Raw genomic sequence first — 15,616 nt, forward strand, 5'->3', positions numbered from 1 at the left:
ATTCGCGAAGGGGAGGTTGAAAACGTGAGTTCTGTAGCAAAAAAACAGGGGATGGGTGCTGTCATATGGGATTATTTAACGACAGTAGACCATAAAAAGATTGCCATTCTCTATTTAATTGCAGGTGGATTGTTTTTTGTAATAGGCGGAATAGAAGCTCTATTTATTCGCCTTCAATTAGCGATTCCTAACAACGCTTTTCTTGTTGGGGATGCTTATAATCAAGTATTAACGATGCACGGTACAACAATGATTTTCCTCGCAGCTATGCCACTCGTGTTTGCATTTATGAACGCCGCTGTACCACTTCAAATTGGTGCACGTGATGTAGCGTTCCCGTTTTTGAATTCACTCGGATTTTGGTTATTTTTCTTTGGTGGAGTATTTTTAAATTTAAGTTGGTTTTTAGGTGGAGCACCTGATGCAGGATGGACATCTTATGCATCTTTAGCTTTAGCCTCTAAAGGTCATGGTGTTGATTTCTATGTACTCGGTTTGCAAATCTCAGGTATTGGTACATTAATTGGAGGGATTAACTTCCTTGTCACCATTATTAATATGCGTGCGCCAGGAATGACGTATATGCGTATGCCGATGTTTACATGGACGACATTTGTAACATCTTCGCTTATATTATTCGCTTTTCCACCGTTAACTGTAGGATTAGGACTTTTAATGTTAGATCGTTTATTTGGAACAAGTTTCTTTAATCCAGCATTGGGTGGGAATACAATTATATGGGAGCATTTATTCTGGATTTTCGGTCATCCAGAAGTATACATTCTTATACTCCCAGCTTTCGGAATATTCTCAGAAATCTTCGCGACATTTTCGAAAAAACGATTGTTTGGTTATTCATCGATGGTGTTTGCGACTGTATTAATTGGATTTTTAGGATTTATGGTATGGGCGCATCATATGTTTACTGTTGGACTTGGTCCAGTTGCTAATGCTATTTTCTCAGTTGCAACAATGGCGATTGCGGTTCCGACTGGTATCAAAATATTCAACTGGCTCTTTACAATGTGGGGCGGAAATATTCGTTTTACGACACCGATGATGTGGGCAGTAGCTTTCATTCCATCATTCGTCATGGGTGGAGTTACAGGGGTTATGCTAGCATCTGCACCAGCTGATTATCAATTTCATGATAACTATTTCGTAGTAGCACATTTTCATTATGTAATCGTTGGCGGTGTTGTATTTGGTCTACTTGCAGGAGCTCATTATTATTGGCCACTGATGTTTAATAAAGTATTAAATGAAACATTAGGAAAGATAACGTTTTGGCTATTCTTTATCGGTTTCCATTTAACGTTCTTTATTCAGCATTTCCTTGGCTTGATTGGTATGCCACGCCGTTACTACACATATCTTGAAGGGCAAGGGTTGGAAATGGGGAATATGATTAGTTCTATCGGAGCGGTGTTTATGGCCCTTGGGACGATTGTTCTTCTATTCAATGTAATTAAAACGACAGTATCAAAAGAAAAAGCTGGTCGTGATCCGTGGGATGCACGTACATTAGAATGGACGATGCCAGCACCGACACCAGAATATAACTTTAAACAACTACCATTTGTTCGCGGATTAGATCCGTTTTGGATTGAAAAACGTGAAGGTAATAAAGAGATGACAGCAGCGGAACCAGTTGGTGATATTCATATGCCAAATCCTTCGTTTTCACCATTTGTCATTTCTTTCGGATTGTTTATAGCGGCATTTGGTGCAATGTATATGCAGGGCGGAAAAGATAAGTTCTGGTTATTAGTAGCAATTATTGGTTTAATCATTACATTTGGCGCAATGTTCCTACGTTCAGTAATCGATGATCATGGATACCATATTCATAAGGAAGATTTAGATGATAAGGGGGGCAAGGCATAATGCATGTAGATGAAAAATTAACGAATGAAACATTTCCAGCAGAGCCTGAAAAAGCAACCCTTGAAGGGAAAAATAAGTTTGTCGGTTTTTGGTTATTTCTTGGAGGCGAAACAGTGTTGTTCGCTTCCTTATTCGGAACATATTTAGCATTAAAGAATTCTACAAATGGTGGACCAACATCTCAAGAAATGTTCCAAATGCCACTCGTTTTCATTATGACGATGCTTTTATTAACGAGTAGCTTAACAAGTGTATATGCGATGTATCACATGAAAAACTTTAACTTTAAGAAAATGCAACTTTGGTTACTAGTAACTGTATTGCTAGGTTTAGGATTTTTAGGGTTTGAGATATATGAGTTTTACCATTATACACATGAATTTAAGCATACTATGAGAAGTAGTGCGTTTGGCTCTGCATTTTATGCTCTTGTTGGTACACATGGACTCCACGTATTGTTTGGGTTGTGTTGGATTTTAACATTAATCTTTAGAAATGCGAAGAGAGGTTTAAATTTATACAATGCACCGAAGTTTTATGTTGCATCGATTTATTGGCACTTTATTGACGTAGTTTGGGTGTTTATTTTCACTGTAGTATATTTAATGGGAATGGTGGGATAAACAATGGCGATAAAGCAAACGAATAATCCTAAAGTTGATCTTGTTTATCGGAAGAGAAAAAGTGCGGAGGAAATGAAGCATCAAGTTATTACGTTTGCATTAATGATTTTTTTAACATTAGTTGCATTTGTAGCAGTGGCGTATCCAAAAACTTTTAGTCCGACTTTCTCTGTGCCATTTATTTTACTATTAGCAGTGGTACAAGTAATTTTTCAATTGTATTATTTTATGCATATGAGCCATAAAGGACATGAAGCAGCAAGTTTCTTTCTTTACTCTGGCCTGCTAATAGGGTTAATTACAATTTTAGCTTTTATGACAATTGTGTGGATTTGAAAAGTGAAATATAAGGGAGCTTGTGTTGTCACAGCTCCCTCTTCATATTATGGGATAACCTTACGAAGGTAGGTGTGAAAATGAGTAACTTGTGGATATTTGGTTTTCAGGCTTTATGGAGTCCAATTTTTTTATTATTTATGCTTTCGATTCTTATTGGGTACTTCTTAATTATTGGATCTTATAGAATGCGATTTGAAAATGCGACGAAGGTAAGTAAGAAGCAAATTTTTTATTTTACGACTGGTATTGTTCTTTTGTATTTTGTAAAGGGAGGGCCTATTGATTTAATTGGCCATATTATATTTAGTGCTCATATGTTTGAAATGGCAGTCATGTATATTGCAGTTCCACCGTTACTGTTGCTTGGTATACCAACTTGGTTATATCGTTACATTACTTCTTTTAAGTTCGTTCAAATTATATTAAAGGTATTTGCTAAACCACTTATTGCGTTGTTTGTATTTAACGGCCTGTTTTCTTTTTATCATTTACCAGTTGTTTTTGATACGGTAAAACAAAGTCAAATTGCTCATCCTATTTGTCTCGCTATATTATTTTTTACAGCAATCATGATGTGGTGGCCGATGTTAAATCCATTACCAGAATATCAAACGTTAAGTGATATAAAGAAACTTGGTTACATGTTTGCTAATGGTATATTATTAACGCCAGCTTGTGCGTTAATAATTTTTGCGACAGCCCCGTTATTTGCAACGTATACGGATCCGGCTGCTTGGATGAAAGCGATGGAACTATGTGTACCAGCGGGCACTTTATCAGATTTAAATATAACGGGACCGGAATTTTTGCACTGGATGCCAGTAGTACAAGACCAGCAAACTGGTGGTATCATAATGAAAATTGTCCAGGAAATAGTGTACGGTACAATTATAGGCTATGTATTCTTTAGATGGGCACGTAGAGAACGTGAAAAGGATAAGGAGCAGTTACAGCAATTGCCGCCGTATTTACAAACTAAGTAAAAAAAAGTGTATGGGCTTCCATATGCTTTTTCTTTTTTAGTTTTAGCTTTTTATAAAAGATTGAATTTTCTAATTATTTATGTTAAGTTAGTGTAGGCGTGTACTAAAAGTGGATATAAAATTTACTACTAGCTTTCATACGCAATAATTCCATATGTAGTGCAAGTTTTTTAGAGAGTTACAAATATATATTGTTATCTTTAATAAATACGAACTATTTTAAGGGGGAATTTAAATGGGTAGTAGTGGAAGTATGGTAAAGCCGATTAGTGGTTTTTTGACAGCGCTAATTCAATATCCAGTACCAGTAGTAGAGTCACGTGCAGACATTGATAAACAAATTCAACAAATCATAAAAACAATTCATTCGACCAAATCAGGTTACCCTGGATTAGAATTGATAGTATTTCCTGAATATAGTACACAAGGGCTCAATACAAAAAAATGGACTACAGAAGAATTTTTATGTACAGTGCCTGGGCCAGAAACAGACTTATTTGCTGAGGCATGTAAGGAATCTGAAGTATATGGTGTTTTTTCAATAATGGAAAAAAACCCTGATGGTGGAGAGCCATATAATACAGCAGTTATTATTGATCCACAAGGTGAAATGATTTTGAAGTATCGTAAGCTAAATCCTTGGGTGCCAGTCGAGCCTTGGAAAGCTGGAGATTTAGGCTTGCCTGTTTGTGATGGACCTGGAGGAAGTAAATTAGCTGTTTGTATTTGTCATGATGGCATGTTCCCTGAAGTAGCTCGTGAAGCGGCCTATAAAGGTGCAAATGTCTTGATTCGTATTTCTGGGTATAGCACACAAGTTAGTGAACAATGGATGCTAACCAATCGTTCAAATGCATGGCAGAATTTAATGTATACATTGTCGGTAAACTTAGCGGGTTATGATGGTGTATTTTATTACTTTGGTGAAGGACAAGTATGTAATTTTGATGGGACTACTTTAGTACAGGGGCATCGAAATCCTTGGGAGATTGTTACTGCTGAAGTATATCCAGAACTAGCAGATCAGGCTAGATTAGGATGGGGATTAGAAAATAATATATATAATCTAGGTTCAAGAGGATATGTAGCAACTCCTGGTGGGGTGAAAGAAAACCCATATACGTTTGTAAAAGATTTAGCTGAAGGTAAATATAAGGTTCCTTGGGAAGATGAGATTAAAGTAAAAGATGGATCTCTTTATGGATATCCAGTAAAAAAAACGATACATTCTTAGGGAAGGGAAATAAAACAAGCGCATCATATTGATGCGCTTGTTTTTGTTAATCAATAATTTGAAGTTCTTTTAACTCTTTTTCGACATTTTGTAGGAGTTGTTCACTTTTTTGAAGTACATTCGTTGGGAAAGTCTCATCATCGCCATATTCAACGCCGTGAGGATAATAATGTTTTCCTAATAAGGGAGGGAGTAGTTTTACTTCAGCGTGTCTACTGCCGATGTCACCTTCAACAGCAACTCCTTGCACTCGCAAATAATAAACATCATTTAATATTTCAAATTTATAATCGTATGTAACCCGTTCATAATCCCACTGTCCAGCAAGTACGAAGTGGTTGTTTTCCATGATTTCAGTTAAAAGAGTTAATTCAACGACGGCTCCATTAAATTTCGTATTTGTAAATTGCATATAATACCTCCTTTTTTAATGTTACACCATTATTTTTATAATAGTATGAATAATAAGAAAGTGCAATTCATATTGAGAGAAAAGGGATAATCCAGACTTTTTTCACAAAAATATGATATAGTGAAAAGAGTACGGTACACACAAAAAGAAAGAAAAGGATTTGTGTATATCTCAATTTTATGTTTTGTTCAGGAGGTATATCGTTTGAAGAAATTATTGCGTATCGTAATGATTACAATTTTAATTTTAGCTGTTGATTTATACGGGAAATTACTCGTTTCACAATATATATTAACCCCATCTCAATCAAAGCAAGAAAATAAAATTGTGAAAAAGAAAAAGCAAATTAAGGAAGACTCCTCAGACACTGTTTTAAATATGATTGGTGAAGACTCTGAAAATTTATTAGCGAAGTGGGGAGAACCCTCTCGAATAGAGCCATCTGCATACGGATATGAATGGTGGGTATACAATCAGGATTTAACTCAGTATGTTCAATTCGGAGTTTCTGAACGTAAAGTTATAACGGCGTACGCTGCTGGTGAACAAGTTAAGGTTCCACCTTATTATATAAATGAAAAATATGAAGAAGTATATAAAAAAAGTCCGCTTTCGCATGAAATTTCATTAAAAAGAGGGAAAAATAGTTATCAATTTGAACTATCTGATACCGAAGTCATGGAACAGCCGTTAATACCTGTAGAAGATGGATGGGCGCAATTGTATTTTGATCAATTTACACATGAGCTTGTGGGTGTTCGTTATATGGATGATGAAACTTTATTACGCCAAAGACCGTATCAGCTCGTTTATTCAGGTGAATTAATAGCAGAACAACCATTGACTCCAGAAAAGATAAAACAAGTAGAAAATGGGAATATGCAACAAATTTTTGATTTAACAAATATCATTCGAAGTCGTCATAAATTACCATTATTAACATGGGATCAGGAAACGGCAGATGTTGCTGTTGGTCACAGTAAAGATATGAAAGACAATAATTATTTTTCTCATGACTCACCTACATTAGGTACGCTAGGAGATCGTTTGCAGCGCGGGAAAGTAGGATTTCAACTTGCTGGTGAGAACATAGCGGCGCAACATAGTGATGGAATTGCGGCAGTGCAAGGTTGGTTAAATAGTGAGGGGCATAGAAAGAATTTATTAAATGAACAATTTACAGGATTAGGTGTTGGTGTATACGATAAATTTTATACACAAAACTTTATTCGAAAATAAAGCGAAACTGTAAGCAATGGGGTGTTACATCACCTAATTAGTTACTTCGTATTCACTGAATTGTAGGTGGGAATCTGACCGTATGCAAATAGCAGAAAAAAAGGTGCATGAATCGTCTAAAAATAGGCGAACCATGCGCCTTTTTTTTCTTACTATATAGTAGATATACATGGAGAGGTGAGGATTATGCCAACAACAAAAGGGCCGTTACATCCATCGGTTCAACAGTTTAAAGAATTTGTAAACCATCACCCTAAAATGGTTCATGAGGTTAGAAGTGGTCACAAAACTTGGCAACAATTTTATGAAGAATGGTACTTACTTGGTGAAGAAGATCCAATATGGGCAACTTATAGACCGGATGGAGCGCCTGCGTTTTCTTCGGTAAAAGAAAATAAAAAAGAAAAAGATAATCGAACTGAAGAGGAAAAAACTGCTGATGTGATGGGGCAAATGCTTTCTTTTTTTAAAAAGTTGGACGTGGAACAAATGCAGAACCATTTAGCTAATGTGACGAGTGCTATTGGGAGCGTGCAACAAGTTATTCAGCAATTTCAAGGTAACCGTACGCAGCAAGAACAAAGTACTTCAGAAAATAACCCGTTTTTCTTTCAAAAGGATTAGGGGGAAAGATGATGAGAGCAGAAATTATGGAGTTTATAAAGGCTGATGAGGATTTATCTCGCTATATTAGAGAGCAACCGTACTGGTATAGAAAATTAACACGAAATCCTGAAGAAAAAGAGGCTTTTGAGTTAGCGGCGATGCAACATTTCAAAAAAACAATACCAGATAAAGTGGAAAAATTTCAAAATCAATTGGCTGTTGCTTCGATCATGATTGATATGTTTCAGTATATGAAGCAACAAAATGCAACCTAATTACAAGTGAAAAATATGTCCGTCATGCAGAACTTTTGTTACAATAGAGATTGATTATTTAAAAAGGAGTTGCAGCATGACGGAAATTTGTTTAGTACGACATGGACAAACTGATTGGAATTTTCAAGAAATTATTCAGGGGCGAGAAGATATTCCGCTTAATGAAGTTGGTAAGAAGCAAGCGAGTCAAAGTGCAGCTGCTTTACAAGAAGAAACGTGGGATATCATTATAAGTAGCCCGTTAATTAGAGCGCAAGAAACGGCTAATGAAATCGCAAAGGCGGCTGGATTACAATCGATTTTATTAGATGATCGATTTGTTGAACGGAATTTTGGAGAAGCTTCAGGGAAGCCAGTTGCGACTGTTAGAGAGTTGATTGCTGAGGGTAAAGTAGAAGGTATGGAGCAAGATGAAGAGATTGTAGCTCGTTGCTTTGCTGCTTTAGAAGATGTTGCAACAACTCATTTTGGCAAACGTATTATTATTGTTGCTCACTCACACGCGATAAAAGCAATTTTACATGCCATTGAACCAGATGAAATTACATTTAAGACACCATTAAAAAATGCGTGTATTAGTTATGTGAAACAAAATAGTGGGAAATGGGATGTTCTTAAATATAATATAGCGGAACATATTAATGTATAAGTGTGTACGGATATAGTGTGAAAATAGTTTCATTATATCTTTCTTTTGAGTAAGTCACTTCAATTAGTAGTTCTAATCTAAATGTGGTATGATGGATACTCGGAGGTGTCTCTCATGATTGTAGCGACGCTAGAAAGCGTATTAATATTAGATAAGGCAGAGCAGCTTGCAAAAGCGATTATCTGTTCAGATATAGCAGAAGATTATCGTAAGTATTATAGAGAATTACATGAAGATATGGAACTTCAGACGTTAATTCAGCAATTTACAGCGATGAAAGAACGGTATGAGGAAGTACAGCGTTTTGGAAAATACCATCCTGACTACACTACCGTATCGATGAAAATGAGAGAATTAAAGCGTTCTGTGGACTTACATGATAAGGTTGCAGCTTTTAAAAGAGCAGAAACTGCTTTGCAGAAGTTATTAGATGAAGTTAGTGTAGCAATCGGTTCGGAAGTGTCTTCTTCCATTAAAGTGCCAACAGGGAATCCATTCTTTGATGCTGGTGGCTGTGGTGGAGGTTGTGGTACTGGCGGAGGTTGTGGTTGTAAAAAAACGGGGTGATGTACCCCGTTTTTTAGAAGTTGGAAGGAAACGTATACAGAGTTTGTCCTGTAATGTTATAAATTTCTGATTGGTTTTCATAGAATATAAAATATATGTTTTTAAAAGGAGAAGATGGAGAAGATTATGTTCGGGCAACGACAAAGTATGATTGTTTATTTACATTCATTGAAACATGCCAAGATTTTAAGGAAATATGGTAACATACATTACATATCAAAACGATTAAAATATGCTGTAGTATATTGTGACATGGAACAAATTGAGCATATGATGCATAAATTGAACAAACTTCCTTTTGTGAAAAAGATAGAACAGTCGTATCGCCCGTATTTAAAAACGGAATTTGAAAATTCCCGTCCTGATCGAGCAAAAGAATACGATTATAGCTAATAGAAAAAATCCCCTGCTAAATTTAGCGGGGGATTTTTTAATTGAAATAAAGTGTTATTTCATCGGAGGAATGAAATTGTTCATTCGTAAAATACCAATTAAATGATTAAAAAATAGTTCTTTTTCTGGGAAAGTTGTAGATGGCTTTACAGTAAAAGTAGCCACTTTTTTTCCGAGTTGCTCTGCCGTTTCTTCAAATAAAATGACACGTTTACTTTTTTTATTTTCAAATACAGGAATGCCTTCACGACATATGTATAATGGTTGGAAATCACCAGTAGTAGTTGGTTTTAATATTACAACAAGCGAACACACTTTTTTATCGTTTTTTATCGTTTCAAATTGTAACATATGTGCTATACGTTCTTGATTTGTTTTGGCAATTTCAAGTAATTCATATAAATCAGAGTAGCCTTCTCCGAGTTCTATAAAGCGTTGAATCATATTTTTTCCTCCTCTTTCTTTTACTGTACCATTTCACTTTTTAAATGAAAAGCACACAAAGAAAAAAAACCCTGCATAGCAGGGCCCTTCTTATACTAGCATGTACTAGTAAGAAGGCAAAGGGAGAGGAGAAACCGGAGGAAGAACTTATGGGGAAACGTAAGTCTTCTCCGCGGTTGGCAACAACATCGAAGGTGATGTTGTTATAATTATTTATGTCCAATCTAAATGAAGATATACATAATGAAATTAAATTTTATGTCAGGCTTTTTATTTTTCTTTTTTTTATTTTGTGATAGGATAAAAAAGATAAAGTGGAACTAATATACATATTGGATTCATATTAGTGAATGATGAGATGAATACATAAAAATAATGAGTGGTTATTTGATGCTGAGTTTTCTAATATTTTGGTGAATGTAATTTGTTAACGGTTACCGAAGTGGGAATGGCTTTCTATAATCGCTCGATAGATTGAAATAAAGGTAGTGACAACAGATGAGAGTAGTTTCAGGAAAATGTAAAGGACACCCACTTAAAGCGGTTCCTGGTAATACAACACGTCCAACGACAGATAAAGTAAAAGAATCTATTTTTAATATGATAGGTCCTTATTTTGATGGTGGTATCGCCCTTGATTTATTTGGTGGTAGTGGTGGCCTTGGAATTGAGGCTTTGAGCAGAGGGATCGATAAAGCGATTTTTGTTGATAGGGATAGTAAAGCGATAAAAGTAATTCATCAAAATTTAGAAAGTTGTAGAATACAGGAACAAGCTGAAGTATATCGAAATGATGCGGAACGTGCAGTAAAGGCGCTTATAAAACGTGAAATGTCATTCGATCTTATATTAATAGACCCACCATATAAAGAGCAAAAAATTGTATCTTTAATTAGTGTAATGGATCAACATGGATTGCTACATAGTGATGGATTAATTATGGCAGAGCATGGTAATGATGTGGTTTTACCTGATTCAATAGGAAAGCTTGTAAAAGTACGAGCTGAGAATTATGGGATTACTGCAATATCGATTTATAAGTATGAAGGTGAGGGGACAGAATGACAAGTATAGCTATTTCTTCAGGAAGTTTTGATCCAATTACCCTTGGGCATCTGGATATTATTAAAAGGGGAGCAAAAGTATTTGATGAGGTGTACGTAGTCGTTTTAAACAATTCATCTAAAAAACCATTCTTTTCAGTTGAAGAGCGATTAGAACTAATTCGAGAAGCGACAAAGGATATCCCGAATGTAAAAGTAGATTCGCATAGTGGGCTGTTAGTAGAGTATGCAAAAATGCGTAATGCAAATGCAATATTACGTGGTTTACGAGCAGTTTCTGATTTTGAATATGAGATGCAAATTACTTCTATGAATCGAAAATTAGATGAAAATATTGAAACATTTTTTATTATGACAAACAACCAATATTCATTTTTAAGCTCGAGTATTGTGAAAGAAGTTGCGAGGTATGGAGGCAGTGTAGTAGATCTTGTGCCTCCTATTGTAGAGCGTGCTTTAAAAGAAAAGTTTCAAACCCCGTTAAAGTGAACGGGGTTTTTCTTTATACGTGCGAAAAAATAATAAAATAACATATAAATATAGACAAAATAATGTGAAAATTGGTCCGTAATGTATAAAAGATGTCCAAATTTCATGTAGTATAGAAGGATGCTTGGATAAAAATACAGGAATATCTTTTTGCATAGGTGAGAAAGAACTTACTTTCTCATAAAATGGTGTCCAAAATATAAATGTAAAAATAGGGGCAAGAATACTTTGAATAATTCGTGCGAAAAAATAGGGTTTAAATCGGATGTCTGTTTCAGCTAATATGCTAGCAACTTGTGCCTGAATAGAAAGACCGCTAAATGCTAAAATGAAGCTTGTTACCATAGCTTGTTGTAAGAGGGGTGTTTCATTTATTTGACTAATCATTTGGCTTCCGAGTGTCATTTCGAAAACACCTGATAATATAGGTATACTAAAATCTGTACTTAGTTGGAAGAATGATAAAATATGTTGCATAATAAAAGAAAGAGCTGCTGTAATGTGGAATACAGTAATCATTTTATTTAACACAGAGAATAAAATAATAAATCCGCCAATCATAAGTAATGTTTGAATAGAAGAAACGATAGCATCCCCAAGTAATTTACCGATTGGTCTTTTTTCTTGTAAGCGTGTCTCGTGAAGAATTAAAAAAGGGTTTTGAAAGCGGCGTTTTTTTGTAGTGTGTGTATTATTTTTGTAAGCGGTATTATGGCCGTAAAAACGCATAATTAATCCGACAGCAAAGTTACTTAAATAATGGGCAGCCGCTAATATAATCCCTAATTTCGGATTATTAAAAAAACCGATAGACACAGCACCGAAAATAAAAAGTGGATTAGAAGAATTTGTGAAAGAAACGAGGCGCTCCGCTTCAATCTGAGTTAAAAGGTTGCTTTTTCGTAGTCTAGCGCTTAGTTTGGCGCCTGCAGGGAAACCTGAAGCCATTCCCATTGCCCAAACGAATCCACCTATCCCTGGAACGCGAAAAAGTGGGCGCATGAGTGGTTCTAATATAACGCCAATAAATTTTACAACACCGATACTAATTAGAAGTTCCGCAATGATGAAAAACGGTAGTAGTGAAGGGAATACAACTTCCCACCATATATTTAACCCGCGAATAGAAGCTTGTAAAGCGGCTTGGGGGTGGAGTACAAGAGAAAAGGTTAAAAAAAGCGTTGATATGGTAAGGAAAGCGGTTTTCCATTTTTCATACATGTAAGTAAATCCCCCTTTGTCCCAAAAAACGTTCATTTCAGTATACGTGGATACGTAGTGAATTTAGACCATAAGTATGAAAAAGGAATGAAAAAAATTAAAGGGTGAGAAAAATGAAAGAACCAAAGATTGGTTTAGCACTTGGGTCTGGAGGAGCGAAAGGGTTTGCTCATATTGGTGTAATAAAGGTTTTAAGGGAAGCTGGTATTCCTATTCATATGATTGCAGGAAGTAGTATGGGGGCGCTAATAGGTACGTTTTATGCGGCAAGTAGTAACGTTGAAAGATTGTATAAATTGGCATCTGTTTTCAAGCGGAAGTATTATTTAGATTTCACGGTACCGAAAATGGGATTTATTGCTGGAAAACGTGTCAAAGATATGATTAAAATGTTTACATATAATAAAAATTTAGAAGAGTTAGATATCCCGACGGCTGTTGTGGCTACTGACATATTGAAGGGGGAAAAAGTGGTTTTTACAAGTGGACCAGTGGCAGATGCGGTGAGGGCTAGCATATCTGTTCCTGGAGTGTTTGTACCAGAAAAAATAGATGGACGATTATTAGTGGATGGTGGGGTTATTGATCGCATCCCAGTATCGGTTGTGAAAGAATTAGGGGCCGATATTGTTATCGCTGTGGATGTGTCTCCAATTAAGGTGAATGGCGATGTTACGTCCATTTATGATGTAATCATGCAAAGCATAGAAATTATGCAGCATGAGCTTGTAATGAATCGGCAAATTGCATCGGATTTAATGATGCGACCAGCTGTAGAGCAATTTAGTTCACGTGCTTTTACAAACATTGAAGACATTATTCGAGTTGGAGAAGTAGAAGCGGAAAAACATGTTTCAAATATTTATTTATTAATTGAGCAGTGGAAGGAGAAACATAATGTTTAAGCGTTTTCGGTTTATATATGCAATCTTAATAGGGGTTATATTGGCGATGTTACTTGTTTACGTGCGTTTACCGTATTATGTAACAAAACCAGGAATGGCTGCCAAATTAGAGCCTTACGTTCAAGTTGAGGGTGGAACGAAAGAATCTGGTGATTTTATGCTTGTTACGGTTTCAATGGGACCAGCAAATGTGGTGAATTTAATAGCGGCACAGTTTAATAAATATACACATATTTCAAAAGCGGAAGAAATATTGCAAAAAGGTGAGAGTAATGAAGAATATCAATTTCGCCAAAATTATGCGATGAAAGATTCACAAAATGCAGCAATTTATAATGCATATAAACGTGCAAATCGCTCCGTTTCTTTTGAAAATAAAGGTGTATTAGTTGCTGGTGTGGCAAAAGGAATGCCGTCAGAAGGAAAGCTTAAGCTTGGTGATGTTATTATAGCTGTTGATGGAAAAACATTTGAAAAGACGGAGCAATTTATTGAATATATGACTGGGAAAAAAGAAAGCGATGCTGTAAGTATTGAGTACATGAGAAATGGAAAACAATTGAAAGAAAATTTAAATGTAAAGACGATTCCTAATGGGAATGGACGTGTCGGTATAGGTGTTTCTATCGTTACGGAAAGAGAATTAGTGGTCGATCCGAAAGTGAAAATTAATTCTCATGAAATTGGTGGACCATCCGCAGGTTTAATGTTCACATTAGAAATATATAATCAACTTGTGGAAGAAGACTTAACAAAAGGACATGAAATAGCTGGAACAGGTACAATTAATGAAAAAGGAGAAGTTGGCCCGATTGGTGGTATAAATCAAAAAGTGGTGGCTGCTAGCGATGCTGGGGCTGAGGTGTTCTTTGCGCCAAATGAAAAAGGAGCGGAGAAATCGAACTATAAAGATGCACTTGAGACTGCAAAGGACATTAAAACAAAAATGAAAATTGTACCAGTGGATACGCTGAATGATGCGTTAACATATTTAGAAAAGATGGATAAGGAAAAAGCCTCTCTGAAATAGAGAGGTTTTTTATAGGAATTTTGTAGTTGTTTCATCATAGCGAATAGGATGGTGTGTTATATCCTGTTTTAATAGTTGCGTGCGTAACGGTTCGTGCATGATGGAGAAATATACAGAGTTTGCTTTTTTCTCTATATCTAAAGCAGCATGGTCAAATGTTTTTGTATGAGTAAGGATTGGAAGTTCGATTTTTTTCTTGTTTTTTGAAAGATAAGTTTGTCCTTTTTGTGACATGCCTAGCAGGCGGATATATGGTGCATGTTGTTCTATATTTGCGCTACGTATTTCCTCTTTTGTTGTGTTTGTTAAAATGTGTGTACAAGCTCTTTGTAGTCTAGTCCATGTATAACGTTTTGTTTTTAATGCTTCCATGAATGAATAGAAGGAGGAACTGTTTTGTATTTTTGATAAAATACGATGCTCTAAACCTTCTTCTATTTCATATATATGTCGTAAGTCTCCTGAAGACATTGTCATGAGTTTATATTTAAAAAATGAAAAGTATTGTTCCCAATTATGTAATATCCCGTTGTTTTGTTTGTAATTTGCTAAAAGCGAAGTGGTTGCCTGTGGGAGAAAAGGTTCAATTGTTGTAAATGATCCTTCTTCGCTAAAGAGTTGTTTCCGAATGCTTGTCGCGCTTGCAATATGTTGGTCATTAAATGTTTCATCATGATAATGAGAGGCGAATCTTTTTATAGTTTGAGCTTGTATAGAGCTATTTTGTGACAGAATTGCTTTCATATATTGGAAGCCTAAAATATTATTTGGTTGTGACATATCTATGTTTTTTTCGGATGTTAAAATGTGTGAGAAAGCATCCGATGTTGCTTTTGCATAACTATTTCCAGCGTCCATGAATTGTTTTACAAGGCAGTTAAAAGTCTCTTCTTCGTTTTTTTGTACGGAGATGGTATTATAAAAATTTTCGATTTGTCCATCCTCACTACCGAAACAAATTTCAGAAACACGTAGGGCATTTAAAATGGAAATAGCACCATTTGCGAAGGTTTCAGCCTTTTGTGTTGCAAAGACGTATGGAAGCTCTACAACAAGGTCTACGCCGTTTGCTAAGGCCATTTTAGTGCGATACCATTTGGAAATGAGTGCGGGCTCACCACGCTGTAAAAAAGGACCACTCATAACGGCAATTATTATATCGGATTGTGTTAACTTTTTTGTCTCTTGCACATGATAAAGATGACCGTTATGAAAAGGGTTATATTCAACAACAATACCACCAGCTTTTATGGTAA

General features: G+C 35.7%; 19 protein-coding genes. 15 read left to right on the forward strand and 4 right to left on the reverse strand.

The window, feature by feature from the left end; all coding sequences use genetic code 11:
* The first annotated feature begins 51 nt into the window (after positions 1-51).
* The 5 genes from ctaD (at position 52) to ACO6VI_RS03125 (ending at position 5,066) form a co-directional block, all read left to right on the forward strand.
* Positions 52-1,887, forward strand: coding sequence for a cytochrome c oxidase subunit I (ctaD, locus tag ACO6VI_RS03105; protein WP_153596374.1), 1,836 nt, complete (start codon positions 52-54; stop codon positions 1,885-1,887).
* Complete coding sequence (gene ctaE, locus ACO6VI_RS03110) at positions 1,887-2,510, forward strand: cytochrome c oxidase subunit III (RefSeq protein WP_000557861.1); 624 nt, start codon at positions 1,887-1,889, stop codon at positions 2,508-2,510. Before ctaD ends, ctaE begins: the two co-directional genes overlap by 1 nt.
* A gap of 3 nt (positions 2,511-2,513) precedes the next feature.
* A complete protein-coding gene (gene ctaF / locus ACO6VI_RS03115) occupies positions 2,514-2,846 on the forward strand; it encodes a cytochrome c oxidase subunit IVB (RefSeq protein ID WP_000985703.1) in 333 nt (110 codons plus the stop codon).
* An 80-nt stretch (positions 2,847-2,926) separates the two neighbouring features.
* Positions 2,927-3,832 (forward strand): cytochrome c oxidase assembly factor CtaG, encoded by a 906-nt coding sequence (gene ctaG / locus ACO6VI_RS03120; RefSeq protein WP_098564182.1) that lies wholly within the window; start codon positions 2,927-2,929, stop codon positions 3,830-3,832.
* 235 nt (positions 3,833-4,067) lie between these two features.
* Positions 4,068-5,066, forward strand: a complete 999-nt coding sequence (locus tag ACO6VI_RS03125; protein WP_098355623.1) for a formamidase — start codon at positions 4,068-4,070, stop codon at positions 5,064-5,066.
* A 46-nt stretch (positions 5,067-5,112) separates the two neighbouring features.
* Here the strand turns inward: ACO6VI_RS03125 and ACO6VI_RS03130 are convergent, their stop codons facing one another.
* Positions 5,113-5,478: a YugN family protein gene (locus tag ACO6VI_RS03130; protein WP_001160949.1), complete on the reverse strand. Its 366-nt coding sequence runs from the start codon at positions 5,476-5,478 to the stop codon at positions 5,113-5,115.
* A 204-nt stretch (positions 5,479-5,682) separates the two neighbouring features.
* Here ACO6VI_RS03130 and ACO6VI_RS03135 point away from each other — a divergent pair, with 204 nt between their 5' ends.
* The 6 genes from ACO6VI_RS03135 to ACO6VI_RS03160 all read left to right on the forward strand — a co-directional run bounded on the left by ACO6VI_RS03135 (position 5,683) and on the right by ACO6VI_RS03160 (position 9,207).
* Positions 5,683-6,717, forward strand: coding sequence for a CAP domain-containing protein (locus ACO6VI_RS03135; RefSeq protein ID WP_000735387.1), 1,035 nt, complete (start codon positions 5,683-5,685; stop codon positions 6,715-6,717).
* A gap of 186 nt (positions 6,718-6,903) precedes the next feature.
* Entirely contained in the window at positions 6,904-7,341 is a 438-nt protein-coding gene (locus ACO6VI_RS03140) for a YlbD family protein (RefSeq protein WP_001143346.1), read from the forward strand.
* 11 nt (positions 7,342-7,352) lie between these two features.
* A complete protein-coding gene (locus tag ACO6VI_RS03145; RefSeq protein ID WP_001200990.1) occupies positions 7,353-7,598 on the forward strand; it encodes a YlbE-like family protein in 246 nt (81 codons plus the stop codon).
* Positions 7,599-7,674: 76 nt separating this feature from the next.
* Positions 7,675-8,247, forward strand: a complete 573-nt coding sequence (locus tag ACO6VI_RS03150; RefSeq protein ID WP_000134944.1) for a histidine phosphatase family protein — start codon at positions 7,675-7,677, stop codon at positions 8,245-8,247.
* A 114-nt stretch (positions 8,248-8,361) separates the two neighbouring features.
* Positions 8,362-8,814 carry a YlbF family regulator gene (locus ACO6VI_RS03155; RefSeq protein WP_000634366.1) on the forward strand — a complete coding sequence of 151 codons (453 nt, stop codon included), beginning with the start codon at positions 8,362-8,364 and terminating at the stop codon, positions 8,812-8,814.
* A 126-nt stretch (positions 8,815-8,940) separates the two neighbouring features.
* Positions 8,941-9,207, forward strand: a complete 267-nt coding sequence (locus ACO6VI_RS03160) for a YlbG family protein (RefSeq protein WP_002082261.1) — start codon at positions 8,941-8,943, stop codon at positions 9,205-9,207.
* A 54-nt stretch (positions 9,208-9,261) separates the two neighbouring features.
* Here ACO6VI_RS03160 and ACO6VI_RS03165 read toward each other — a convergent pair whose 3' ends face one another.
* Positions 9,262-9,651 carry a DUF7147 family protein gene (locus tag ACO6VI_RS03165; RefSeq protein WP_000616017.1) on the reverse strand — a complete coding sequence of 130 codons (390 nt, stop codon included), beginning with the start codon at positions 9,649-9,651 and terminating at the stop codon, positions 9,262-9,264.
* Between the two features lie 498 nt (positions 9,652-10,149).
* On the opposite strand from ACO6VI_RS03165, the gene rsmD reads away from it, so the two are divergent.
* Positions 10,150-10,716 (forward strand): 16S rRNA (guanine(966)-N(2))-methyltransferase RsmD, encoded by a 567-nt coding sequence (gene rsmD / locus ACO6VI_RS03170; RefSeq protein ID WP_001266976.1) that lies wholly within the window; start codon positions 10,150-10,152, stop codon positions 10,714-10,716.
* Entirely contained in the window at positions 10,713-11,204 is a 492-nt protein-coding gene (gene coaD, locus ACO6VI_RS03175; RefSeq protein ID WP_000200601.1) for a pantetheine-phosphate adenylyltransferase, read from the forward strand. The genes rsmD and coaD overlap by 4 nt, the downstream gene beginning before the upstream one ends.
* Here coaD and ylbJ read toward each other — a convergent pair.
* On the reverse strand, positions 11,196-12,425 hold the full coding sequence (ylbJ, locus tag ACO6VI_RS03180) for a sporulation integral membrane protein YlbJ (RefSeq protein ID WP_000273089.1): 1,230 nt from the start codon (positions 12,423-12,425) through the stop codon (positions 11,196-11,198). The genes coaD and ylbJ overlap by 9 nt on opposite strands.
* Before the next feature lie 113 nt (positions 12,426-12,538).
* Here ylbJ and ACO6VI_RS03185 point away from each other — a divergent pair, with 113 nt between their 5' ends.
* Positions 12,539-13,330, forward strand: coding sequence for a patatin-like phospholipase family protein (locus tag ACO6VI_RS03185; RefSeq protein ID WP_000662590.1), 792 nt, complete (start codon positions 12,539-12,541; stop codon positions 13,328-13,330).
* Positions 13,323-14,360 (forward strand): SepM family pheromone-processing serine protease, encoded by a 1,038-nt coding sequence (locus ACO6VI_RS03190; RefSeq protein ID WP_071729775.1) that lies wholly within the window; start codon positions 13,323-13,325, stop codon positions 14,358-14,360. Before ACO6VI_RS03185 ends, ACO6VI_RS03190 begins: the two co-directional genes overlap by 8 nt.
* Positions 14,361-14,369: 9 nt before the next feature.
* Here the strand turns inward: ACO6VI_RS03190 and ACO6VI_RS03195 are convergent, their stop codons facing one another.
* Positions 14,370-15,551 carry a nucleotidyltransferase gene (locus ACO6VI_RS03195; protein ID WP_237655377.1) on the reverse strand — a complete coding sequence of 394 codons (1,182 nt, stop codon included), beginning with the start codon at positions 15,549-15,551 and terminating at the stop codon, positions 14,370-14,372.
* Between the last annotated feature and the right edge of the window lie 65 nt (positions 15,552-15,616).

The sequence above is a fragment of the Bacillus sp. PSXD-155 genome (genome assembly GCF_049310765.1).
GTDB lineage: Bacteria > Bacillota > Bacilli > Bacillales > Bacillaceae_G > Bacillus_A > Bacillus_A cereus.

Bases quoted from the DNA above. Each gene is read 5' to 3' on its own strand.
- ACO6VI_RS03155 (WP_000634366.1), top strand. From the start codon at position 8,362: ATGATTGTAGCGACGCTAGAAAGCGTATTAATATTAGATAAGGCAGAG.
- ctaD (WP_153596374.1), top strand. From the start codon at position 52: ATGGGTGCTGTCATATGGGATTATTTAACGACAGTAGACCATAAAAAG.
- ctaF (WP_000985703.1), top strand. From the start codon at position 2,514: ATGGCGATAAAGCAAACGAATAATCCTAAAGTTGATCTTGTTTATCGG.
- ACO6VI_RS03150 (WP_000134944.1), top strand. From the start codon at position 7,675: ATGACGGAAATTTGTTTAGTACGACATGGACAAACTGATTGGAATTTT.
- ylbJ (WP_000273089.1), bottom strand. From the start codon at position 12,425: ATGTATGAAAAATGGAAAACCGCTTTCCTTACCATATCAACGCTTTTT.
- ACO6VI_RS03160 (WP_002082261.1), top strand. From the start codon at position 8,941: ATGTTCGGGCAACGACAAAGTATGATTGTTTATTTACATTCATTGAAA.
- ACO6VI_RS03190 (WP_071729775.1), top strand. From the start codon at position 13,323: ATGTTTAAGCGTTTTCGGTTTATATATGCAATCTTAATAGGGGTTATA.
- ACO6VI_RS03185 (WP_000662590.1), top strand. From the start codon at position 12,539: ATGAAAGAACCAAAGATTGGTTTAGCACTTGGGTCTGGAGGAGCGAAA.
- ACO6VI_RS03145 (WP_001200990.1), top strand. From the start codon at position 7,353: ATGAGAGCAGAAATTATGGAGTTTATAAAGGCTGATGAGGATTTATCT.
- ACO6VI_RS03130 (WP_001160949.1), bottom strand. From the start codon at position 5,478: ATGCAATTTACAAATACGAAATTTAATGGAGCCGTCGTTGAATTAACT.
- rsmD (WP_001266976.1), top strand. From the start codon at position 10,150: ATGAGAGTAGTTTCAGGAAAATGTAAAGGACACCCACTTAAAGCGGTT.
- ACO6VI_RS03125 (WP_098355623.1), top strand. From the start codon at position 4,068: ATGGGTAGTAGTGGAAGTATGGTAAAGCCGATTAGTGGTTTTTTGACA.
- coaD (WP_000200601.1), top strand. From the start codon at position 10,713: ATGACAAGTATAGCTATTTCTTCAGGAAGTTTTGATCCAATTACCCTT.
- ctaG (WP_098564182.1), top strand. From the start codon at position 2,927: ATGAGTAACTTGTGGATATTTGGTTTTCAGGCTTTATGGAGTCCAATT.
- ACO6VI_RS03140 (WP_001143346.1), top strand. From the start codon at position 6,904: ATGCCAACAACAAAAGGGCCGTTACATCCATCGGTTCAACAGTTTAAA.
- ctaE (WP_000557861.1), top strand. From the start codon at position 1,887: ATGCATGTAGATGAAAAATTAACGAATGAAACATTTCCAGCAGAGCCT.
- ACO6VI_RS03165 (WP_000616017.1), bottom strand. From the start codon at position 9,651: ATGATTCAACGCTTTATAGAACTCGGAGAAGGCTACTCTGATTTATAT.